This window comes from Bradyrhizobium sp. GW821-FHT13H06, from assembly GCF_058803975.1.
On the sequence record NZ_JBXAPN010000010.1, the window covers coordinates 48,058 to 67,892 of the forward strand.

At 65.0% G+C, this 19,835-nt stretch carries 20 protein-coding genes; 7 read left to right on the top strand and 13 right to left on the bottom strand.

Annotated features, from left to right (window positions below; genetic code table 11):
- Positions 1-16 precede the first annotated feature (16 nt).
- Positions 17-676 (bottom strand): peroxiredoxin, encoded by a 660-nt coding sequence (locus AC1RQP_RS31970; RefSeq protein WP_492940919.1) that lies wholly within the window; start codon positions 674-676, stop codon positions 17-19.
- A gap of 393 nt (positions 677-1,069) precedes the next feature.
- Between AC1RQP_RS31970 and AC1RQP_RS31975 the strand changes: the two genes are divergently transcribed.
- On the top strand, positions 1,070-1,642 hold the full coding sequence (locus AC1RQP_RS31975) for a hypothetical protein (RefSeq protein ID WP_492940921.1): 573 nt from the start codon (positions 1,070-1,072) through the stop codon (positions 1,640-1,642).
- A gap of 55 nt (positions 1,643-1,697) precedes the next feature.
- Here AC1RQP_RS31975 and AC1RQP_RS31980 read toward each other — a convergent pair whose 3' ends face one another.
- Both AC1RQP_RS31980 and AC1RQP_RS31985 read right to left on the bottom strand, forming a co-directional pair.
- On the bottom strand, positions 1,698-3,551 hold the full coding sequence (locus tag AC1RQP_RS31980; RefSeq protein WP_239624345.1) for an alkaline phosphatase family protein: 1,854 nt from the start codon (positions 3,549-3,551) through the stop codon (positions 1,698-1,700).
- A gap of 1,231 nt (positions 3,552-4,782) precedes the next feature.
- Positions 4,783-5,064 (bottom strand): hypothetical protein, encoded by a 282-nt coding sequence (locus tag AC1RQP_RS31985; RefSeq protein ID WP_239624343.1) that lies wholly within the window; start codon positions 5,062-5,064, stop codon positions 4,783-4,785.
- A 285-nt stretch (positions 5,065-5,349) separates the two neighbouring features.
- Between AC1RQP_RS31985 and AC1RQP_RS31990 the strand changes: the two genes are divergently transcribed.
- Positions 5,350-5,796 (top strand): hypothetical protein, encoded by a 447-nt coding sequence (locus tag AC1RQP_RS31990; protein WP_239624341.1) that lies wholly within the window; start codon positions 5,350-5,352, stop codon positions 5,794-5,796.
- On the opposite strand, the gene AC1RQP_RS31995 is transcribed toward AC1RQP_RS31990, so the two are convergent.
- Positions 5,797-6,639 carry a GNAT family N-acetyltransferase gene (locus AC1RQP_RS31995; RefSeq protein WP_239624339.1) on the bottom strand — a complete coding sequence of 281 codons (843 nt, stop codon included), beginning with the start codon at positions 6,637-6,639 and terminating at the stop codon, positions 5,797-5,799.
- A 114-nt stretch (positions 6,640-6,753) separates the two neighbouring features.
- Between AC1RQP_RS31995 and AC1RQP_RS32000 the strand changes: the two genes are divergently transcribed.
- The 3 genes from AC1RQP_RS32000 (at position 6,754) to AC1RQP_RS32010 (ending at position 8,429) form a co-directional block, all read left to right on the top strand.
- Positions 6,754-7,458 carry an SDR family oxidoreductase gene (locus AC1RQP_RS32000; protein WP_239624337.1) on the top strand — a complete coding sequence of 235 codons (705 nt, stop codon included), beginning with the start codon at positions 6,754-6,756 and terminating at the stop codon, positions 7,456-7,458.
- 84 nt (positions 7,459-7,542) lie between these two features.
- A complete protein-coding gene (locus AC1RQP_RS32005; RefSeq protein ID WP_492940924.1) occupies positions 7,543-7,938 on the top strand; it encodes an ArsR/SmtB family transcription factor in 396 nt (131 codons plus the stop codon).
- On the top strand, positions 7,938-8,429 hold the full coding sequence (locus tag AC1RQP_RS32010; protein WP_492940926.1) for an SRPBCC family protein: 492 nt from the start codon (positions 7,938-7,940) through the stop codon (positions 8,427-8,429). The genes AC1RQP_RS32005 and AC1RQP_RS32010 overlap by 1 nt, the downstream gene beginning before the upstream one ends.
- 200 nt (positions 8,430-8,629) lie before the next feature.
- On the opposite strand, the gene AC1RQP_RS32015 is transcribed toward AC1RQP_RS32010, so the two are convergent.
- Positions 8,630-8,953 (bottom strand): hypothetical protein, encoded by a 324-nt coding sequence (locus AC1RQP_RS32015; protein ID WP_194393428.1) that lies wholly within the window; start codon positions 8,951-8,953, stop codon positions 8,630-8,632.
- A gap of 207 nt (positions 8,954-9,160) precedes the next feature.
- Between AC1RQP_RS32015 and AC1RQP_RS32020 the strand changes: the two genes are divergently transcribed.
- Positions 9,161-9,658 carry a ferritin-like domain-containing protein gene (locus AC1RQP_RS32020; protein WP_492940928.1) on the top strand — a complete coding sequence of 166 codons (498 nt, stop codon included), beginning with the start codon at positions 9,161-9,163 and terminating at the stop codon, positions 9,656-9,658.
- Positions 9,659-9,780: 122 nt separating this feature from the next.
- On the opposite strand, the gene AC1RQP_RS32025 is transcribed toward AC1RQP_RS32020, so the two are convergent.
- From AC1RQP_RS32025 to AC1RQP_RS32040, 4 genes are read right to left on the bottom strand one after another with little or no spacing between them, the layout of a single operon-like run.
- Positions 9,781-11,001 carry an ABC transporter substrate-binding protein gene (locus AC1RQP_RS32025; protein ID WP_492940930.1) on the bottom strand — a complete coding sequence of 407 codons (1,221 nt, stop codon included), beginning with the start codon at positions 10,999-11,001 and terminating at the stop codon, positions 9,781-9,783.
- Positions 11,002-11,021: 20 nt separating this feature from the next.
- On the bottom strand, positions 11,022-12,008 hold the full coding sequence (locus AC1RQP_RS32030) for a Bug family tripartite tricarboxylate transporter substrate binding protein (protein WP_492940932.1): 987 nt from the start codon (positions 12,006-12,008) through the stop codon (positions 11,022-11,024).
- 57 nt (positions 12,009-12,065) lie between these two features.
- The gene (locus tag AC1RQP_RS32035; protein ID WP_492940934.1) at positions 12,066-13,262 is read right to left on the bottom strand and encodes a CaiB/BaiF CoA transferase family protein; all 1,197 of its coding nucleotides are present in this window, start codon (positions 13,260-13,262) and stop codon (positions 12,066-12,068) included.
- Position 13,263: 1 nt separating this feature from the next.
- Entirely contained in the window at positions 13,264-14,151 is an 888-nt protein-coding gene (locus tag AC1RQP_RS32040) for an IclR family transcriptional regulator (RefSeq protein ID WP_239624328.1), read from the bottom strand.
- A gap of 213 nt (positions 14,152-14,364) precedes the next feature.
- Between AC1RQP_RS32040 and AC1RQP_RS32045 the strand changes: the two genes are divergently transcribed.
- Positions 14,365-15,207 carry a hypothetical protein gene (locus AC1RQP_RS32045; protein WP_492940936.1) on the top strand — a complete coding sequence of 281 codons (843 nt, stop codon included), beginning with the start codon at positions 14,365-14,367 and terminating at the stop codon, positions 15,205-15,207.
- Between the two features lie 3 nt (positions 15,208-15,210).
- Here AC1RQP_RS32045 and AC1RQP_RS32050 read toward each other — a convergent pair whose 3' ends face one another.
- The 4 genes from AC1RQP_RS32050 to AC1RQP_RS32065 all read right to left on the bottom strand — a co-directional run bounded on the left by AC1RQP_RS32050 (position 15,211) and on the right by AC1RQP_RS32065 (position 19,761).
- A complete protein-coding gene (locus AC1RQP_RS32050) occupies positions 15,211-16,422 on the bottom strand; it encodes an ABC transporter substrate-binding protein (RefSeq protein ID WP_492940938.1) in 1,212 nt (403 codons plus the stop codon).
- A gap of 41 nt (positions 16,423-16,463) precedes the next feature.
- On the bottom strand, positions 16,464-17,315 hold the full coding sequence (locus AC1RQP_RS32055) for a fumarylacetoacetate hydrolase family protein (RefSeq protein ID WP_492940940.1): 852 nt from the start codon (positions 17,313-17,315) through the stop codon (positions 16,464-16,466).
- Positions 17,316-17,337: 22 nt separating this feature from the next.
- Positions 17,338-18,846, bottom strand: a complete 1,509-nt coding sequence (gene mhpA, locus AC1RQP_RS32060) for a bifunctional 3-(3-hydroxy-phenyl)propionate/3-hydroxycinnamic acid hydroxylase MhpA (RefSeq protein ID WP_492940942.1) — start codon at positions 18,844-18,846, stop codon at positions 17,338-17,340.
- Positions 18,847-18,969: 123 nt separating this feature from the next.
- On the bottom strand, positions 18,970-19,761 hold the full coding sequence (locus tag AC1RQP_RS32065; protein ID WP_492940944.1) for a DNA-binding transcriptional regulator: 792 nt from the start codon (positions 19,759-19,761) through the stop codon (positions 18,970-18,972).
- Between the last annotated feature and the right edge of the window lie 74 nt (positions 19,762-19,835).

The window sequence follows — 19,835 nt, forward strand, 5'->3', positions numbered from 1 at the left end:
CCGGATGACAGCGTCGTTATTTCGGCTGCGGCACGATGCGCAGGTAAGGCTTCGGCTCCTTCCAGCCCTGCGGGTAGATCGTCTTGGCCTCGTCGTTGGAGACCGAGCCCGCGATGATGACGTCGTCGCCCTGGCTCCAGTCGGCCGGGGTGGCGACACGATGCTTGGCGGTGAGCTGGAGCGAGTCGATGACGCGCAGGATCTCCTGGAAGTTCCTGCCCGTGGTCATCGGATAGACCAGCACCAGCTTGATCTTCTTGTCCGGCCCGATGACGAAGACGTTGCGGACGGTCTGGTTGTCGGCGGCGGTACGCTTGAGGGGATCGCCCGAGATCGCGGCCGGCAGCATGCCGTAGAGCTTCGAGACGTTGTAATCGGTGTCGCCGATCATCGGGTAGTTCGGCGCGGTGCCTTGGGTCTCCTTGATGTCCTCCGACCATTTGGCATGGTTGTCGACGGGATCGACCGAGAGCCCCATCAGCTTGACGCCGCGCTTGTCGAATTCCGGCTTCAGCCTGGCGAGCGCGCCGAGCTCGGTGGTGCACACCGGCGTGAAGTCCTTGGGGTGTGAAAACAAGAGCGCCCAGCTGTTGCCGATCCAGTCGTGAAACTTGATCTTCCCTTCGGTGGTCTCGGCTTCGAAGTCGGGTGCGGTGGCGCCGATCGGAAGTGTCATGATTTTACCTCATCGCATTGAATTTACAGGAAGATTTGTCTCTGGCCGTCATCCTCAGTATAGGGCTCTTACCGGGCCAAGTGAACGCCAACTGAACCGGCTCAAGTAAAATGTGAATTCTTTGCTCGAAGGGCCGATTTCCTAGCAACTTATTGTTACAGCGGCACCTGCGGCGAAACATCCCCATCCGGTGTCACACGGTCTCGCTCGCCCCGATAATGCCTTTTATGACTTCCATCACGCTCGCCCGGCGTGTCCCGGAACCAAAATGATCCTGACAGCGACCAATTGGCAACCATCTCGAAAAGTCGCGATCCCCGTATCGAATCGTTAACCACCCCTTTACGCCGGCATGAAAATGCTGGCCGATCAGAAGAAGTCTGGAAGTGAACTATGTCTGCCGCTGCGCCTAAGTCTGTTGAGTCGCCGTCCCTCGAACCGTCCTGCCGCGACACCGCGGCTCATGCACTCTCCATCGTGCGCGACGGCGTGATCACGGGCGAAGGCCCGACCACCAAGGGCCGCGTCCACTTCTCCCGCTCGCTCGATGCCGATGACACCGCCTGGTGCCTGCGCATCCTGACCGCGACCGCCGTCAACGACCAGCCGGTCAGCCGCGCTGAAGCCGAACGCCTGTTCGAGATCAACGAGGCCGCGACCGAGCGCACCGATGGCGGCCGGTTCGACGACCTGCTCGCCAAGGCGGTTGCCCATTATGCGGCGAGCGCCTCGGGCCTGAAGGTGCCGCCGCGGAGCGTGGCGCTGTCGGCCGACACCGAGATCGAGAGCTGGGCGCCGTCCTATGCCTCCAAGGTCAACAGCGAGATGCTGGAGTGGATCGCCGGCCAGATGCGCGGCAAGCGCCAGAACAACCGTCGCCTGATGGCAATGGTGGCGACCTTCGTCGGCGCCACTGCGCTGCCTCTGGCGGGCCAGTTGCCGAACGTGTTCGACATCGGGATGTAAGAAACCGGGCATGTAAGATTTGTGCGTCACTCGAGGACGCGAGGGAACGGCGGGGTCATTTCCCCGCCGTTTTCTGTTTGCCGGCGTCAGGCTCGAGCCCGAGCGTGCGGCCCGGGAAGCCGGCGGCATCGAAATAGCGCTGGCTGCCGACGCGCTGGAAGTTCAGCACCGTCATCAGGCCGCCCTCGGCGGGCTTCGACTTCAGCGTGCCGACAAAAGCCTTCGGTACGACGCCGTTGGGCATGGCTTCCGACATCACGCGGCCGATCAGGCCGCCGTTCTGCGAGCCGCGCAGGCCCATCAGCCGGGCGGCCGTCATGCCGACGTCGGCATTGCTGACCGGAATCTCGTCGACATAGCCCGCCTTGAAGTCCGGACCGATCGCGGCCATGAAGTTCATGGTGTCGCCGCGGCTGAAGCTGCCATGCATGCCCTGGCCCTGGCGCAGCACGGTATCGGCGACCTGCACCGAGCAGTTGGTCGGCGCCTCGCCGCAATCGCTGGCATAGGAGCGGAAGTTGACGACGATCGACGGCGTTGGCGTCGCCGCCTTGCCGCGCAGGTTGATGCTCGATAGCGGCAGCGTGCCGGGGAAGCGGCCGAGCGAGTCCTCGACGAACAGGCCGGACACGTAATCCTGTTCGAGCAGTGCCTTGATCGTCTTCGCCGCCAGCTTCTTGTCCTTGTTCGGCAGATAGATCAGGTCGGAGCCGCCATTGGTGGCGACGACGAGATCGGGCTTCTCCGGATCCTTGCCGAGCACGCCGTTGCCCGCCCTGGGATGCTTGTTGCCTTCGACCTTCGCGTTCTTGTCGTTGGGGTCGAACAGCGGCAGGTCGAGCGCCTTCGCAAGGTCGAGCGCCAGGAATCCCATCGGCAGGAAATCCTTCGGCGTGTCGTCATAGCCGACCTTGGCCGACGGGCTGGACTTGCTCTCCTTGGAGATGGTCGAGAAGCCGTGATCTGCGGAGACGATGATGTTGGTCGAGGCCGTGAGCCCGAGCTCGTCGAGCGCCTTCCGGAGCTGGGCGAGGTTGGTGTCGGCGTTCTTGATGCCGGCCATCGAGGTCGGCCCGTTGATCCCGGGCATGATCTGGTTGAGGCTGTCGCCGGTATTGTGCTGGCTGCCGTCAGGATCGCGCGACCAGAACACCAGCACGAACGGCTTGTTGCGCGCCTTGAACATCGGCAGCACCACCTTGGTGGCGACGTCGGCGAAATAGGCCTGCTGCGCGACGTTTGCGACCGTGGTGCCCGGCGTCCTGGCATCGCCCGCCTTGGAATTGTCGCCGCGCGGCGGCGTGGCGAGGGGCAGGCCGGCCTTGGTCAAGGCGTCCTTCACCTCGTCGGACAATGCGACACCGTTCTTGCCGCCGGTGGAATCGTCGAACACGACCGAATGCTGGCCGGGCTTTTCAGGCTTGTCGGTGTGGTCGAACTGGTAGGTCGGGCCGACCTTGCCGATCGCCGCGGTGCTCAGCCCCTTGTCGCGGGCCATCTTCAGGATGGTCTCTTCGTTGAGGTAGTCGCCCTTGAAATGCTCGTCGATGTCGCCGAGCACGGCGTCGTTCTCGATGAAGGGGACGACGGTGTCGCCCGCAGGTGCGGAGGTGTAGTTGGTCCAGATCGTGTTGGAGAACACGCCGGTGTCGCCGAGATAATGGCCTGTCGACATCGCCGAGCCATTGGCCATGGTGAAGGTCGGGAACAGCGAATGCGGGTTCTTGAAGTTGACGCCCTTGTCGCGGAGCTCGGCCATCGCCGGCGCGGTTTCCGGTGTGACCTTCAGCGCACGCAGACCGTCGGGAATGAACAGGATCAGGTTGCGGGGCGTGCTGTTCTGGGCAGAGGCCAGTCCGGTGGACAGCACGGTCAGTCCGGCGGACAGCAACACCAGTGAACGGCGCATCAGGATCTCCTAGCGGTGAAGGCGGCGTGGCCGCAACCGCGGCCCCTAGCTTCGTTTAGTTTCGCTGGATGACAGTCTTGTTACAAGGCCCGTTGCCGCTGCAAGGGCTGGGGAGGGGACCCTGTCGTCGCTCTCGTGTCCCGGACAAGCTGCAACGCATGAGCGTTGCTGCGCAGAGCCGGGACCCAGGAAGCCGCACGGGTCGCTGCAACATGGGCCCCGGCTCTGCAGCGCATCGTCGAAGAGACGCTGCGCTGCGTCCGGGGCACCAGAGCGGAGTGTTCGCGCGCAACTGCATCAGCATCGTCAGAATCTCTCCGCGGCGACAACAATTGATCCGTCATCCTGAGGTGCGAGGCGTGCGATGCGAACGCATCGCATGCAGAGCCTCGAAGGATGAACGGCCGAGCTGGTGCAGCGGGGCCGTCGCCCTTCGAGGCTTGCTCTGCGACGCTATCGCGCCGCAGCGCGCGCACCTCAGGGTGACGGTGATGCATAGGGTTTGCAACGTACTCGCCTTCATGCGGACACAGCATCGCATCCTCGCGGCGCACTTCGCCCGAGCTTTGCTTGTCGCCTCGCCCTCAATTGAAAGGGCGCAGGGAAGACCGGGCGCCGGCTGGCACCCGCGGTCCACTGTGCGAAAGCGTGTGCTTAAAAAAGGCTGCACAGCGGCATACAGGTGAAGCCAAAACATTCCGGCCTTCCCTGCGCAGTGGTTTTACGGCTTATGTCGTGATCTCCCCGGGGAGCGATGCACTATTGCCCCCGTCGCCTTGCGGATGACTGACGGTGCGAACCCGGTCGGGCCGCAACGTCACCGCAAGACTTGGCGCACAGACCCCGGACGCCAGGACCACACGATTTTGCCGTACGCTGATGGCACCGGTCGTATGCGCGACGACCCTGCTCACGGTCTCCCGCCCTGCAAGTCCGCTCGCGCCAACGCCATCTGCGTCCACCGCCGCCCGGCCCGCGTTCGTGACGATCGCGATACGCCCCTCTTCCATGGGCCGGGTTGCGGCGACACATACGCCGTTTCCGAATTTCGGTAAAGCGGAATATTTTCGGCGAGGCGTCTTGACCGATGATTTGGGTGTTTTGCCCGACAGGCAACGCAAGGGATTGTGCCCGGAGGCGCGATCCCTTCCGGTCGGCTGCGCGGGCGGGGGCCGCCGACGCACGAAGGCCCACCGCCCATTACGGACGGTGGGCCTCGCGTCAGGCGATCTTACCAGCGATATCTGCCGGTCAGCGTGCCGTTGTTGTTCCCGCCAGGGCCGACATCACCCTGCGTCGAACTCGGAGTTGGATGGTTGGTGCCGTTGAGTGCGCCATACGGCCCGGCCACGTCCGGATAGTATGCGCGCGGCTGAACTGGTTCATAGGCGGGCGCCGTGCGGTCCCAGCCCACGGACCGGCCGCTCCAGTCGTAGCCCTGCGCCGAGGCGGCCGCAGTGCCCGCGACCAGCGATGCCGTGATCAGGCAGAGGAGTTTTGACTTGTTCTGCATTGGAGATGCTCCTTGCTTGTGTCGGGGGCCAACGGTTGCAATGCGGGAGCGTTCCGGACGCATGGGCCAGGAGCGGTCAACTCCGATCAACTGGTTATGATGCGCCCGCCGCGGAACGAAGTGGCTGAAACGAGATGAGAATCCCGGGCGTTCTGCCGCACCATGATCCCCGCTAATCGCGTGCCTTAACCAATAGTTAAAGATATGTTTGCGGCTGGGCGGCAGCCCGGCCTAGCCTCTTGCGGGGAGCCGCTATCGCGAAGCCAAACGAGTGTGGTGCGTATCATGATTGCCAGATCACATGGGGCGCTGTTCGCCTCGCTCAGCGCAGCCGCGCTGCTCCTGACTGCAAGTGACGGCTCTGCCGGACCCGCCGTGGCCGCGGCGCCCGGCGTCGCCACCACCGCGCCGCCGGTTGGAGCACGTCCGCCGATCGCGCCGGGCGCCCGGTTCCATCGCCGCAGCGCTCCGTGGGTCTATTGGCCGGGCGGCGGCGGCTTCTTGTATGATGGCGCTGGCTACAGCCAGCCCTTTGTCGATGCCGCCCAGCCACTCTCCAGCGACGTGCGTTACACCTACACCTATGATGTTCCCTGGGACTGGACGCATCGCTATCCGCCGAACGTCGTGCCATCCAACCGGCCCTATGTGCCGAGCTGCCCGACAGAGCAGGTGACAGTGCCCGGCCGCGGCGGCAGCGAACACACCGTCAACATCATGCGCTGCTACTGACTAGCCCAGCTCGAAGCTGGTCACGCCGAAGACGCGGTCGATGTGAAGTGGCGGGATCGGCCCGGTGTACATCCGCGCCGTCTCGAACACCGGCTTCAGGCAGAGCGACTCCGCGAGCGCAATCGCTTCGCCGTTGACGGCGGGGACGTCGAGGAAAATGTCGCCGCCGCTCGTGCTTCCCAGCAAGGCCTGCATGACCGCCTCCGCTGCCGCCCGATCGTCGGCGACGAGCGGGCCGATCTTATGGCCCGTCCGGCACGGACGGATCACGCCCCATGCGGCGAGCTTGCCCTCGCGCAGCAATGCGCGGCCGACGTGACCTGGTGTGTTGATCCAGGCGCGCAGGAAGGTGCTGCGCGCGGCAGGGAACACGGTGGCATCATCAGCTTCAACGATTGCAAATGGGATCTTGTCGAGGGTGACGACGCCGGCAGGTCGTCTCGGTGGCGCCCCCACGACGCCGCCATAGCGGATATTGGCGTAAGCGAGCTGGAAGCCGGACCTCTTGTAATTGTCCTGCTGCGCTACGACGCCGTCGAGCCCGATCACGCGCCCGTCCGCATGCGCGATGGCTGCGTTCCAGATGCGCAGGCCATGGCCCGCGCCGCGAAAGCACTGGCGCACGATGTAGAAGCCGAGGAAGGCGAAGCGGTCGTCGTAATTGACGCAGGAGACGGTCGCGACCGGCTCGCCGTCGATCTCGCCGACGAAGAAGCCTTGCGGATCGGGGACGGCGAAGCAGGCGGCATCGGCCAGGCCCGGATTCCATCCCTCGGCCGCGGCCCAGTCGACGGCGAGTGCGATTTCGTCGGGGCGCAGATTGCGGATCTGCAGATCACTCATCTCGAGTCGCTCATGATGGATGCCTTCGACCATGGACCTGCCGCGAGGTCTGGCTGTAGAAGGCGCCATGATAGGCCGAGCCTGCGGCTCGCCTCAACACAGGGATGATCGGTCATGGCAGCAGAGAAGGTTGCGCTCGTTACCGCCGGCGGCAGCGGCATGGGGGCGGGGGCCGCGCGCCGGCTGGCAGCGGACGGGTTTCGCATCGCGATCCTGTCGTCCTCCGGCAAGGGCGAGGCGCTGGCCGCCGAGCTCGGCGGCTGCGGCGTCACAGGCTCGAACCAGTCGAACGACGATCTGAAGCGCCTGGTCGACGCCGCGATGGCGAAATGGGGGCGGATCGACGTGCTCGTCAACAGCGCCGGGCACGGGCCGCGTGCGCCCATCACCGAGATTACCGACGAGCAGTGGCACGCCGGCCTCGACACCTATCTGCTGAACGTGATCCGTCCGACGCGGCTGGTGACGCCGGTGATGCAGGCGCAGAAGGGCGGCGCCATCATCAACATCTCGACGGCCTGGGCGTTCGAGCCGAGCGCGATGTTCCCGACCTCGGCGGTGTTCCGCGCCGGCCTTGCCGCCTTCACCAAGATCTTCACCGACACGCATGCGGCGGACAACATTCGCATGAACAACGTCCTGCCGGGCTGGATCGACAGCCTGCCGCAGCTGGACGCGCGCCGCGACAGTGTGCCGCTGAAGCGCTACGGCAAGGTCGAAGAGGTTGCGGCGACGATTTCGTTCCTGGCCTCCGACGGCGCGGCCTACATCACCGGCCAGAACATCCGCGTCGACGGCGGCCTGACGCGCTCGGTCTGAGGCGGCGACTGCGCCTCTAAAATTACTTAGCTTATGAGCTAACAATTGTTGACGGCGCTGGGCTGCGGCGCTATAGTTAGCTTCATGGCTAACCAATCGTCCCGCCTCGACCATGTTTTCGCAGCGCTCGCCGATCCCACGCGGCGGGCGATCGTGATGCGGCTCTGCGCGGGCGAGGCGTCGGTCGGCGAGCTCGCCGATCCCTTCGACATGGCGCTGCCGAGCTTCATGAAACACATCCACGTGCTGGAGACGAGCGGGCTCGTTCTGTCGGAGAAGACCGGCCGCGTGCGCACCTGCCGTCTCAGTCCGGATGCGCTGCTCGGCGCGGAGGATTGGTTCCAGCAGCAGCGCGCGGTGTGGGAGGCGCGGCTCGACCGGTTCGAGGCCTACGTGATGAAACTCAAGAAAGAGAAAGAGAAGGAGAGGGCGGGCGCCAAGCGGCCGTCCCGAACAACCAAACGGAAAGGTTCCGAGTGATGACGAAGTCTGCCAATCCCGCCCTGTCGCAATGGTCGCTCGACCGTGAGATCGTGATGTCGCGCGTGATCGATGCGCCGCGCGATCTGGTGTTCGAGGCGTGGTCCGACCCGAAGCATCTGCCGCAATGGTTCGGGCCGAAAGGATTTGAGGTCGAGACCTTCGAGATCGACGTGCGCGTCGGCGGCGTCTGGCGCTTCAACATGATCGGGCCCGACGGCACCGTGTACCCGAACCGCATGCGGTTCCGCCGCATCGAGCGGCCTTCTCTGATGGAGATGGATCACGGCCTCGACCAGGACGATGATCCCGGCATGTTCCGCTTCACCGTCACCTTTGCCGAGCAGAGCAACGGCAAGACCGTTCTGATGATGCGCCAGCTGGCCTCGACCAGCGAGCAGCGCGACGGCATGATCGGCTTCGGCGCCGTCGAATACGGCTACCAGACGCTGGACAAGCTTGCCGCCTATGTCGCCGCTATGAACCGGTGAGGGCAGCGTCATTCCGGCACGCTCAATGGGGCGTGCACAGAATGACGAAGGTAGGCGGCAGTCTGTGAGGCAAGCCGTCGTCGCAGCCGACGGCTTGTCCTGCAGTGTCACGTGAGCGCGTTGGTGACCGGGGGGTCATGCATCTGCTTCACTGCAGTTGTGCAATGAAGGTCCCGGGTTGCGTCGCCGGAGCCGCTCTCCTAGCGCCGCGTTGTACCGTCGGATCGTGGAGTGGTTTCATTGCGCATGCCCGGAGGGCTGGAAGCGCCTTGTCCGCCACGCTCGACATGCGTGATGCCACCGCCACCGCCGGCGCTACCCGCACCGCCGCTGCCCGAGCCTGCTCCGGCTCCAGCGCCGCCACCGGCACCCGCGCCAGCACCGGCGCCTGCACCGGCACCACCTGCGCCGCCGCCGGCTCCGCCAGCACCGCCGCCACCGCCGGCGCCTTGTGCGAACGCTGCGCCGACCGAAGCGCCGGCCAGCATCGCAGCTGTGAAGATCGTCAGAACAGTCTTACGCATGTTGTTTCTCCTTGATGTCTACGGCGAACCAATCATGCGCGGCGGCGACTGTTCCTATGCTCGTCGATGGAAGGCAAAGCGATCTTCGGCCGGAACACGCGTTGAGATAGTCGGGTCTCCTGCGGCAATCGGCCCGGCCCTCTCAGGAACAATCGCCCGTGCTTCCCTGTTGCGCGAACGAAGCCAGTCACAACGGAGGACAGGAAGATGGCCAATGCAGCCCGCGATACGTTCGTGGTGGGACTACGCAATGCGCATGCGATGGAAGTACAGGCGCGAGAGTTGATGGAGCGCCAGTCAGAGCGGCTCGACGACTATCCCAAGGTCAAGGCTAAGGTCACCGCTCACCTTCAGGAGACCAACGAGCAATTGCGCCGGCTGGAAAAATGCCTGGAAGCCTGTGGCGAGAGCACGTCGACCCTCAAGGATACGGCGCAGTCGGTCATGGCCAACATGACGGCCATGGCGCATTCGGCTGCGGGCGACGAGATTCTCAAGAACACCTTCGCGAACAATGCGTTCGAGAATTTCGAGATCGCCGCCTACAAGTCGCTGCTCGCGCTCTGCGGCGCCGCGGGCATGCCGGAGGCCAAGGCATCACTTGAGACATCGTTGAAGGAGGAGCAACGCATGGCCGCCTGGATCGACTCCAATGTCGAGAAGGTGACGATGGAATACCTGACGCATCAGCGCCAGGCCGCGTAGCTCCGCGATCCCCGCCGATATCGAGCCTCCGGTGCGCCAGGGCGGCCGGTGGCTCTTTCGTGCCTTCGCCTTGCGTGCGTTGACCGGCAGGAACGATTACGGCCAAACGGCCTCTCGCCGTCTCACTCCCTGGCCTCGTCCGTCACGATGTCGCCGAGCTTCTGCCAGCGCAGGCCGTCGAACTGCACCATCTGGAACTGCTTGTTGACCCGATAGTCGGTCGGCGAGGTCGTGACCGAGATCCCCGGGAGCGTCAGGTCGAGCTCGACGTTCTTGAGGTTGGCCGCCTGTCGCATGACATTGTCGCGGGTGAGATCGTCGCCGCACTGCTTCAGCACCTGCACCAGCAGCTGCGCGGTGATGTAGCCGTAGACGTTCAGGTTCGAATCCTTGTCGCCTTCAGGATAGTACTTGGCCATGAAGGCGAAATAGCGCTTCATGCCGGCATCGTCCTTCCATTCGGGGTCGGCGGCGTCCTTGACGTAACCGACGCTGACGACGCCCTTGGAGTTGTCGAGGCCGGCGGGCTTGAGCACGGCGCTGACCGAGGAGGCGTTGATGTCGATGATGTGCAGCGGCTTCCAGCCGATCTCGGCGACCTTCTTGATCGCCTGTGCCGCCTGTTTCGGGGTCGTCGCGCTGAACAGCACGTCGGCACCCGCATCCTTCAACCGCAAAATCTGCGAGTCGATCGTCGGCTCGGTGATCTCGTAGGAGGTCTCGGCCACGACCATGTTCGCCTTCTCGCCGAGGCCGGCCTTGAGGCCGGCGAGATAATCCTTGCCGAGGTCGTCGTTCTGGTAGAGCACGCCGATCTTCGCGTTCGGGTGGTTCTTCAGCAGGTACTGCGCGTAGATGCGGCCCTCGACGAGGTAGGACGGGTTGAAGCCCATGGTCCAGGGGAAGTTCTTCGGGTCGGTGAAGCGCGCCGCGCCGGTCGCGGCGAAGAGCTGCGGGATTTTCCTGGCGTTGAGATATTTCTGTACGGCGACGTTCGGCGCGGTGCCGATGATCTGGAACGTCAGCAGCACCTCGTCGCTTTCGACCAGCCTGCGGGTCTGCTCCACCGTTTTCGGCGGCGAATAGGCGTCGTCATACTGGATCAGCTCCACCTTGCGGCCGTTGACGCCGCCCTGGTCGTTGATCATCCTCATATAGGCGGCCTGGGTCTTGCCGATCACGGCGTAGGCCGAGGCCGGGCCGCTGAGCGGCACGGTCTGACCGACCTTGATCGCGGTATCGGACGCGCCGGGGTCGTATTTCTTCTGCGCCTGCGCTGCCGTGATCGAGAGCGCCAGAAACAGCGCGGAAGCTGCGACGCGCTTGAGAAGAGTGCTTGTCATGTGCTTGTCCCTCCCGCTTGCTATTCGCCCTTGAGGCCGGCGTCGCGGATCAGCCTGGTCCACTTCTGCGTCTCGTTGTCGATGAACCGGCCGAACTCGGCCCCAGTGCCGGCACGCACTTCGAGGCCCTGGGCGGTCAGCTTGTCCTTGATTACGGGTTCGGCGAGCGCACGCAGAACCTCGGCCTGGAGCTTGTCGACGATCGCACGCGGCGTCGTGGACGGCGCCATGAAGCCGTACCACCCGGCGGCGGCCACGTTGGGAAAGCCCTGCTCGCGCAGCGTCGGCGCCTGCGGGTAGAGCGCGCTACGCTCGGCCGAGGCGACACCGAGCACGATGAACTTGCCGCTCTGGATGTAGGGCAGGGCGGTCGGCAGCGCCGTCAGCGTCGCATCGACGCGGCCGGCGAGCAGCTCGGTGTAGGAGGCCGCATCGCCCCGGAACGGGATGTTCAGCCCCTTGACGCCGGCATCGCGGAACAGGAGCTCTCCGGCGAGGTGCGGCTGCGAGCCGGCGCCGGGAGAGGCGAAGGTCAGCCCGTCCGGTTTCGATTTGCCGTAGGCGATCAACTCGGGCAGCGTCTTGAACGGGGCGTCGGCACTGATGATGAGGAACAACGGCGCGATCACCGCCATCGCGACCGGCTGCAGATCCTTGCGGTCATAGGTCAGCTTGCCGAACAGCGCCTCGGCGGTCGCGTAGGGCGCCGCGACGTACAGGATCGTGTAGCCGTCGCCCGGCGCATGAGCGACCATGTCGTTGGCGATGCGCGTGCCGGCACCCGGCTTGTTCTCGACGATGAACTGCTGACGCAGGCTGCGGCTGAACTCCTCGGCCAGCAGGCGCAGCGAGATGTCGTTGGAGCCGCCGGGCCCGTAAGGCGAGATCAGCCGCACCATGCGCGACGGCCAGGCGTCTTCGGCATGCGCCGCCAAGCCTGATCCTGCTGCGAGGCCGCCTGCGATCGTGCCCAGCAGGGTTCGGCGTGTGACCTTGAATGATGCCACCGTTGTCGTCCTCCCTCTTGTTGTTGGTCTTCTTGTGTCGTTGGTCTTCTTGCGACGTCAGATCACCTTTCGTTGGGTGAGCCGTTCGATCTCGTGGTCCGACAGGCCGAGCCAGTCCCGGAACACCTCGTCATTGTCCTGGCCGACGTCGCCCGCGGCGTGGCGCAACCGTGCGGGATCGACGGTGAAGCGAGGAACGGCATTGGTCATGGCAACCGTGCCGAAATCCCGGTCGGCAACGCGGGTGATCACCTCGCGCGCCTGCACTTGCGGGTCGGCGGCGATCTGATCGATCGAATAGATCGGCGCGAGGGTTCCCTGCGCGGCGTTGAACCTCGCGAGGACCTCGTCAAGGGGATGCGCGGCGCACCAGGCCGCGAAGATGCCGTTGAGCTCGGCGGCGTGCTTGACGCGCTGGTCGTTGGTGGCAAAGCGCGGATCGTCGACAAGGTCGGGCCGGCCGATCGCCCGGCAATTCGCGGCGAAAAGCGCGTTGGTCGAACCTGCGAGCGTCACCCAGTGATCGTCGCCGGTGCGAAACACGGCGGCCGGCGCCGAATAGCCGTTGGCGTTGCCGATCCGCTCTCGAACGGCGCCGAGCTGGTCATGCTCGATGGCGAGCACATCGAGCAGGCGAAACACTGCTTCGGTCAGCGCGAGATCGATTTCCTCGCCCGGTGCATGCGGGTCGCGCGCCCGCTTCCACAGCGCCGCGAGCACGCCGACGGCGCCGAACAGGCCGCCGATCGAATCCCCGATCGGATATCCGGGATGGGTCGGCTCGGCCTCGCGCTCGCCGGTGATGTAGGTGAGGCCGCCCATGGCCTCGAAGATGCGGGCGAAGCCGGGGCGGTCGCGATAGGGGCCGTCCTGCCCGAAGGCGGTGGCGCGCAGAATCACGAGGCGTGGCTGGATCGACCACAGCACCTCCCTAGAAAGGCCCCAGCGATCCAGCGTTCCCGGACGAAAATTCTCGACCAGCACGTCGAAGCGGGGAAGGAGCTGCTTGAACAGCGCAAGCCCTTCCGGCGTGCGCAGGTCGAGCGTGGCAAACTTCTTGTTGCGGTTGGCGGCCTTCCACCACAGTGGCTTGCCGTCCTTGAACGGTGGAAACGACCGCACGCCGTCACCGTGCCCGGGCATCTCGATCTTGAGCACGTCCGCGCCGTAGTCGGCCAGCAGCGTGGCGGCGAACGGCGCGGCGATGATCGTTGCGATGTCGAGAACCTTCAATCCTTCGAGCGGCCCAGCCATGTCATGTCCCGGCGCTTGTGATTTTCTTGGTCTTGCGCGTCGTCGTCGTGGGCTCGGCCTGCCCGACGATGGCGCGGATGCTGTCGGCGAGCGCCGCGATGCGCGGACCGATCTCGCCCTCGAGCTGACCTGGCTGGAGCCGGAAGGCGGGGATGCCGCAATTGATCGAGAACGACTGCTTCGATTCGCTTGCATGAAACAGCGGCGCGGCGACGGCATGGATCGAGGCCATGTACTCGCCCCAGCAGGTGCAGAAGCCGCGGTTTTTGCATTGCGCGATCCCGGCGCGGTATTTGTCCCGGAACGTCGACCACAGCCCGGCGTCTTCGGCGGCGATGTTCCGTTCCAGCCGGTCTGCATCGGCCGGCGGCAAGGTCGACGCCGCGGCGCGGCCCATGGCGGTCATCACGACGGGAATGGGCATGCCGATGTCGGGCACGTGCGGGCCGACATCGCCGGAGCGCGCGGTCTCCACATAGATCATCGAGGTGGCATCGAGCAGGCCGATCGAGACCGTGCCGCGGACGCTGTGCGCCAGCTCCTGCATCATCGGCCGCGCCACCTGGCGGAATTGCATTCCGGCGAGCAGGGGATGCGCCATCCGCAGCGCCCGCGCACCGACGCGGTACTTCGACCGCTCGGCGTCGTAACGGAGATAGCCGAGCTCGGCCAGCGTATGGGTCAGCCTCGCCACTGTCGGCCGCGGGATGCCCGTCAGGGTCGACAGCTCCATGTTGCCGAGCAGCGTGCTCCCGGCCTTGAACGCCTCGATCACGACGAGCCCCTTTGCCAGCGTCGTGGCGAAAGCGGCGTCGTCGGCGCTGTCCGCCAGCACTGCTGCTGCGGAGGAGGGCGGATGTCGTGGCTTGGATGAGCTCGTCGGGGCCATTCCTAATTATCAGACAGGCGCAGATCGGATGTCCAATAGATTCGCCAATTACGCAAATATTGTCCGATATGTGGACGCGACCATGCTTGGGACACTTCCGTGAGAGGCAGCTCTCAAACGACCGGGCAAACAGATTTTTGTCGCGATTGCATGCCGTCCTGTGACAGGATTATTACGACGGCATGTCAGATCGATAATTTTGCGGAGCGGCTCATGTTGCAGTGGCAGGCGCGGTCAAATCCCCTCGCGTGGTGGTGGGGATCCCTCACGTTTGTGAGCAGCGCCAATATTCTCGTCTGGTTCATGCTCTATCGGGAGTTCTATCCGACAGTGGCGGGCAGCATCAGTGGCGGCTCGGACATCGGGCTGATGTTCCTGCTGTGCGCCGGCTATGTGTTCGGCTGTGCCTTCCGCTCGGTGCTGCCGCGCGCCGACGTGCAGCGCATCTGCCTGTTCGACACCTGGCTATCGAGCGTCTTCGTGGGACGCTCGGTCGCGACCGTCGCCGAGGTCTGCTTCGCGGCGCAATGGGCCATCATCCTGCATCAGCTCGGCACCATGACCGGCGCCGAAACGGTGGTGAACATAGCGTGGATGATCGTCCCGGTGATCATCATCGCCGAGTGCTTCTCCTGGTACGCGGTGGTGACCACCAACTATCTCTACAACGCGATCGAGAATTCGCTGTGGGCGGTGACCTTCTTCCTCGCCGGCATCGCGCTGTGCCGCCTGATGCCGGAATTCCAGGGCGTGGTACGCTGGGCGCTGATGTCAGGCGTCGTCGGCATCGCCTGCTTCCTCGCCTTCCTCATCACCGTCGACGTGCCGATGTATCTCAGCCGCTGGCGGGCGGGGCACGCCGAGGGCAACAGGTTCCTCGGCTTTCTCGAGGGCCTGCATGACGTCTCGACGCGTTGGGTCGTGACCCACGACATCGCGCATTGGAAGGGTGAGCTGACCTGGATGTTCCTGTATTTCAGCGCCGCGGTATGGTCGAGCCTCGCGCTCTGTGCGCTCTACGCGATGGAAGGCTACATCACGCGTTATCTAGCCTAGCGATTACTTGCCGACCAGGCCGCACTTGCTGCGGTCGAGCGGACGAAAGGCCTGGTCGGGCGGGATCGTCGCGACCAGCTTGACGAAGTCCCACGGGCCTTTCGATTCCTCCGGCGTCTTGACCTGAACCAGATAGAGATCGTGCACCATGCGCTGGTCCTCGCGAATGCGGCCGTTGGGCGTGTAGGCATCTGACACCGGGGTTGCCTTCATCTTCGCCATCACGGTCGCGCTGTCGTCGGAATCGGTGTCCTTGATCGCTTGCAGATAATGGCGCACGGCGGAGTAGACGCCGGCCTGGATCTGCGAGGGCATCGCCTTGCGCCGCCCATAGAATGCATCCGAGAATTTTCGGGCGGCGGGCGAGACGTCCTCGAAGAACGAGGTGACGATGAGATCCCCGCGCGTCGCCTTCAAGCCCACGGACTCGATGTCGACGTTCTGGAACGACATCGGCACGATCTTCATGCCCTGATCAGCGAGCCCGAATTCCTCGGCCTGCTTGATCGCGGTGGCGTTGTCGCCGGCGACGTTGATGGCGAGGATCCTGGCGCCGGACGACTGCGCCTGGAGCAGGAACGAACTGTAGTCGGGCGTGCCGAGCTGGGCCTTCACGCTGCCGGCGACCTTGCCGCCGAGCGCGGCGATGCGGTCGCGTGCAGTCGCCTCGATCGAATGGCCGAACGCGTAGTCGCCGGTGATGAAGAACCACGGCTCCTTGCTGGTCTGCATGATGCCGGAGACCACCGCAGTCGCCGTGGAGTAGGCGTCCTGGGTCCATTGCACACTGGTCGGCGCGCAGGCCTCGTCGGTGAGCTGGTTTGCGCCGGCGCCGGAGATGAGGAACATCTTGCCGTTGCCGCGCACCAGCTCTTGCACCGCCAGCGCCGCGCCGGAGCTGCCGCCATCGGCGATTGCCTGGACTCCGTCGCTGAACCACTTTCGCGCGAGGGATGCCGCGAGATCCGGCTTGTTCTGGTGATCGGCCTGCAGGATCTCGATCGGCTTGCCGTTGATCTTGCCGCCGAACTCCTCCGCCGCCATGCGCGCCGCCTCGACCGAGCCCGGACCCATCGCGGTCGCGAACACGCCGTTCATGTCGGTGAGCACGCCGATGCGGATGGCGTCGCCCTTGATTTCGGCCCGCGCAGCGGAGCCCGCGAGCACGAGTGTCATCAGCAGGGTGGCGGCGGAGGTGGTGCGGGTCGTGCCCATGGCGTTTCCTGAGTTTATCGTTGATTGATCGGTCTTGACGGTCAGGCCGGTTCGGCGATCACCCTGTTGCGCAAGGTGCCGATGCCGGAAATCTCGACTTCGACGGTGTCGCCGGGGCGCATCCACAGCGGCGGCGTGCGCTTGGCGCCGACACCGCCCGGCGTACCCGTGACGATGACATCGCCGGGCGCGAGCGGGCAGATGGTGGAGATGTAGGCGATCAGCTCGGGGATGGCGGTGATCAGGAGATCCGTCGTGGTGTCCTGCACGACGTTGCCGTTCAGCCGGGTCTGCAAGGTGAGCTTTGACGGATCTGGAATCTCGTCCGTCGTCACCAGCCACGGACCGAAACTGCCGCTCTCGGCAAAGGTCTTGCCGGCGAGGAATTGACTGGTGTGGCGCTGCCAGTCGCGGATGCTGCCTTCGTTGTAGCAGGAATAGCCGGCGACGTGGTCGAGCGCGCGGCCGGCGGGAATGTGACGGCCCTCCTTGCCGATGACGAGCGCGAGCTCGCCTTCATAGTCGAAATCGTCGCTGACCTTCGGTTTCACGATGGACTGGAGATGGCCGACCTGGCTGCATGGGAAGCGAACGAACAGAGCCGGCTTCTCCGTGACGGTGCGGCCGGTCTCGGCCACGTGGTCGCGATAGTTGAGACCGACGCAGATGATCTTGCCGGGATCGGGGATCACGGGTGCGAAGGTGATGCTGTCGAGCGGATGGTCGGGGGCAGTGGAGGCTGCAAGCTTGGCCGCTTCGGCGACGCGGCCAGCCTCAAGCAACTGTCGTAGCGTTGTGCAGCCCGTCATGCGCGAGCCCAGATCGACGACGCCATTGTCCTTGACGGCTCCGAACGAGGTGCGGCCGTCGGCGATGAAAGAGAGCAGCTTCATGGGGTATCCTTGGGATGTTCGCTCAGGCCGCGGACGGCACGTGGGTTGGAGGCGTGATGGCGGCCATGAGCCGGTCGAGGTCGGTCTCGTTACGGGCGGTGCCGCGGATGTAGCGGTCGGGGCGAACGAGTGCGGCGATGATGCCGCGCTCGCGCAGCCAAGGGCCGACGGCCTCGGCATCATTGCTGGTCAGGATCTTGATCCCCGGCAGTGAATGAGCGGGACGCGAAGGAAGCGTGGCCAAGCTATCGACGAGCAGGACATGGCCGTAGCCGATCCGGTCGTCGCTTCGGCTGCCGTCTCGCAGCGCGAATTGCGGCGCGAGATGTCCGGCGAGAGGCAGATCGCCGAGCGCGAGCCCGGGGCCGAGCAGGGGCTTTTTCACCTCCAGCTTGACCGGCGCATTTTCGCGCACCTCGCCGGCGGCAAGGCCCGCCTCGATCGCCTTGGTGTTGATGACGCCGCCGAGGCGAATGGCGAACTCGATGAATTCGCGCACATGCGGCTGGCGCTCGCTCTGATAGGTGTCGAGCAGGTGGGGCGGGGCGCCGTCGCGAATGACCGCGGCAAGCTTCCAGGCGAGGTTGGCGGCATCGCGGATGCCGGCGCACATGCCCTGGCCGAGGAAGGGCGGGGTCTGGTGCGCAGAATCGCCCGCGAGCAGCAGTCGATCGTTCCGCCATTGCTGCGCGATGACGGAATGAAACGTGTAGACCGCGGCGCGCTCGATCTCGGCATCGTCGGGAGTGATCCAGCGCGACAACAGCTCCCACACCTTCGCCGGTTGCGCGACCTCCTGGGAATCCTCGTCGGGGAGGACCGTGATCTCCCAGCGCCGCCGCGTGCCGGTGCCGCGCACGTAGGTCGCCGGACGGCGCGGGTCGCAATGCTGAAGGCTGTAGTCGCCGAGATCATCGCGCTCGCGCTTGAGCAGGACGTCGATCACCAGCCAGCGCTCGTGGAAGCCGAGATCCTCCATGCCTGAGCCGATGAAGCGGCGCACCAGGGAACGGGCGCCATCGCAGCCGATCACATAGCCGGCGCGGACTTCGGTGAGCTTTCCGTTGGAAAGATCCTCGTAGCGGACGCGCACGCCAGTCTCGTCCTGCTCCAGCGCGAACACATCGCAGCGGTTGCGCAGGGTGACGTGCGGCCAGCGGACGAGCCCGCCGATCAACACGTCCTCCAGATCCGGCTGGTGGAAGCGGTAGCTGAGATGCCAGCCCATCGGCGTCAGCGTCTGTGGACGAGACCAATCCAATAGCATGCGACCGGCGGCATCGAGAAAGAGCATGCCGGGACTGAGGAGGACATGTGGCAGGATCGTGTCGGCAAGCCCGACGGTCTGGAACACGCGCATGCATTCGTCGTCGAAATGCACCGCTCGCGGCAAATGATAGGCCCGCGCCTCGCGCTCCAATACCAGCGTCCGTACGCCGGAGAGGCCGAGCAGGTTGGCGAGCGTGGCGCCGACCGGCCCGCGGCCGACGATCACGACGTCAAACTCTTCAGGGGCGGATTTATCTTGCATGGGGCTATCTCTTCCCCAAGCCGCGCCGCAGCATCAACGCCGCTGCGCCAAGTGTCCGCCCAGCGGACGGACATGTGGAAGGTCGTCATGGCCGGACTTGACGGCGTCGACATACTGGCCGCGCTACACCTCGACCGGAATGGCGGATGCCGACTCCTGAAGTTGTCCCGCGAACTGCGTCACCGCTTCCTCGATCCCGAGAGCCGAGCGGATCCAGATGATGGAGATGCAGCCGAACACCACACCATTGCGCACGATGGCGACGGCAATCGAAGCGGTCTTGGGATTGAACTCGCCCTCGCTGCGGATCGCGTAACCTCGTGCGGCAGTCTCGGCAATCATGCGGTCGAGCCGGCCCTGGTCGAGGAAGGGGCGGTCGTCGGCTTCGTCGATCCGGCGCAGATGATTGACGATCAAATCACGTTCGCGCGCGGGGCAGGCGGCGAGATAGGCGCGGCCCGCAGACGTGCGCAGCATCGGCAGGCGCTTGCCGATCATGCCGCGGTCAATCGAGAGCGGGCTGCGAGAGTGTGTGGTCTCCTGCACCACCATCGCCGCGTTCTCATAGGTGGAGAGATCGACCGGCCAGACCAGTTTTTTGCTGAGATCGGCAAGATAAGGCGCCGCCGCCTGGCAGATCACCACTCCAGGATCGTAGCCGTCGCCGAGGCTCAGCGCGCGCCGGGTGACTCGAAATCGGTCGTCGCTGGCGCTGCGGGCGATGTAGCCGAGTTCCTCCAGCGTTTCGAGCAGGCGGTAGACGGTGGGGCGGGGCAGGTCGAGCGCGCGGGCGACGTCGCCGGCGCGGATGCCGCCGGAGCGGTTGACTTCGTGCAGCACGTCGAGCCCGCGCTTGAAGGCGCGGACGCCCTCGGACTGCCGAGGCTGGCCGTTCCGCGTCCGCTCCTTGGACACTTCGTATTTCCTCCCTTGTGGCACATCGCGGCGCGGCTATCGTCGTTGCGAACGCGAAGCGATTGCGGAACGCC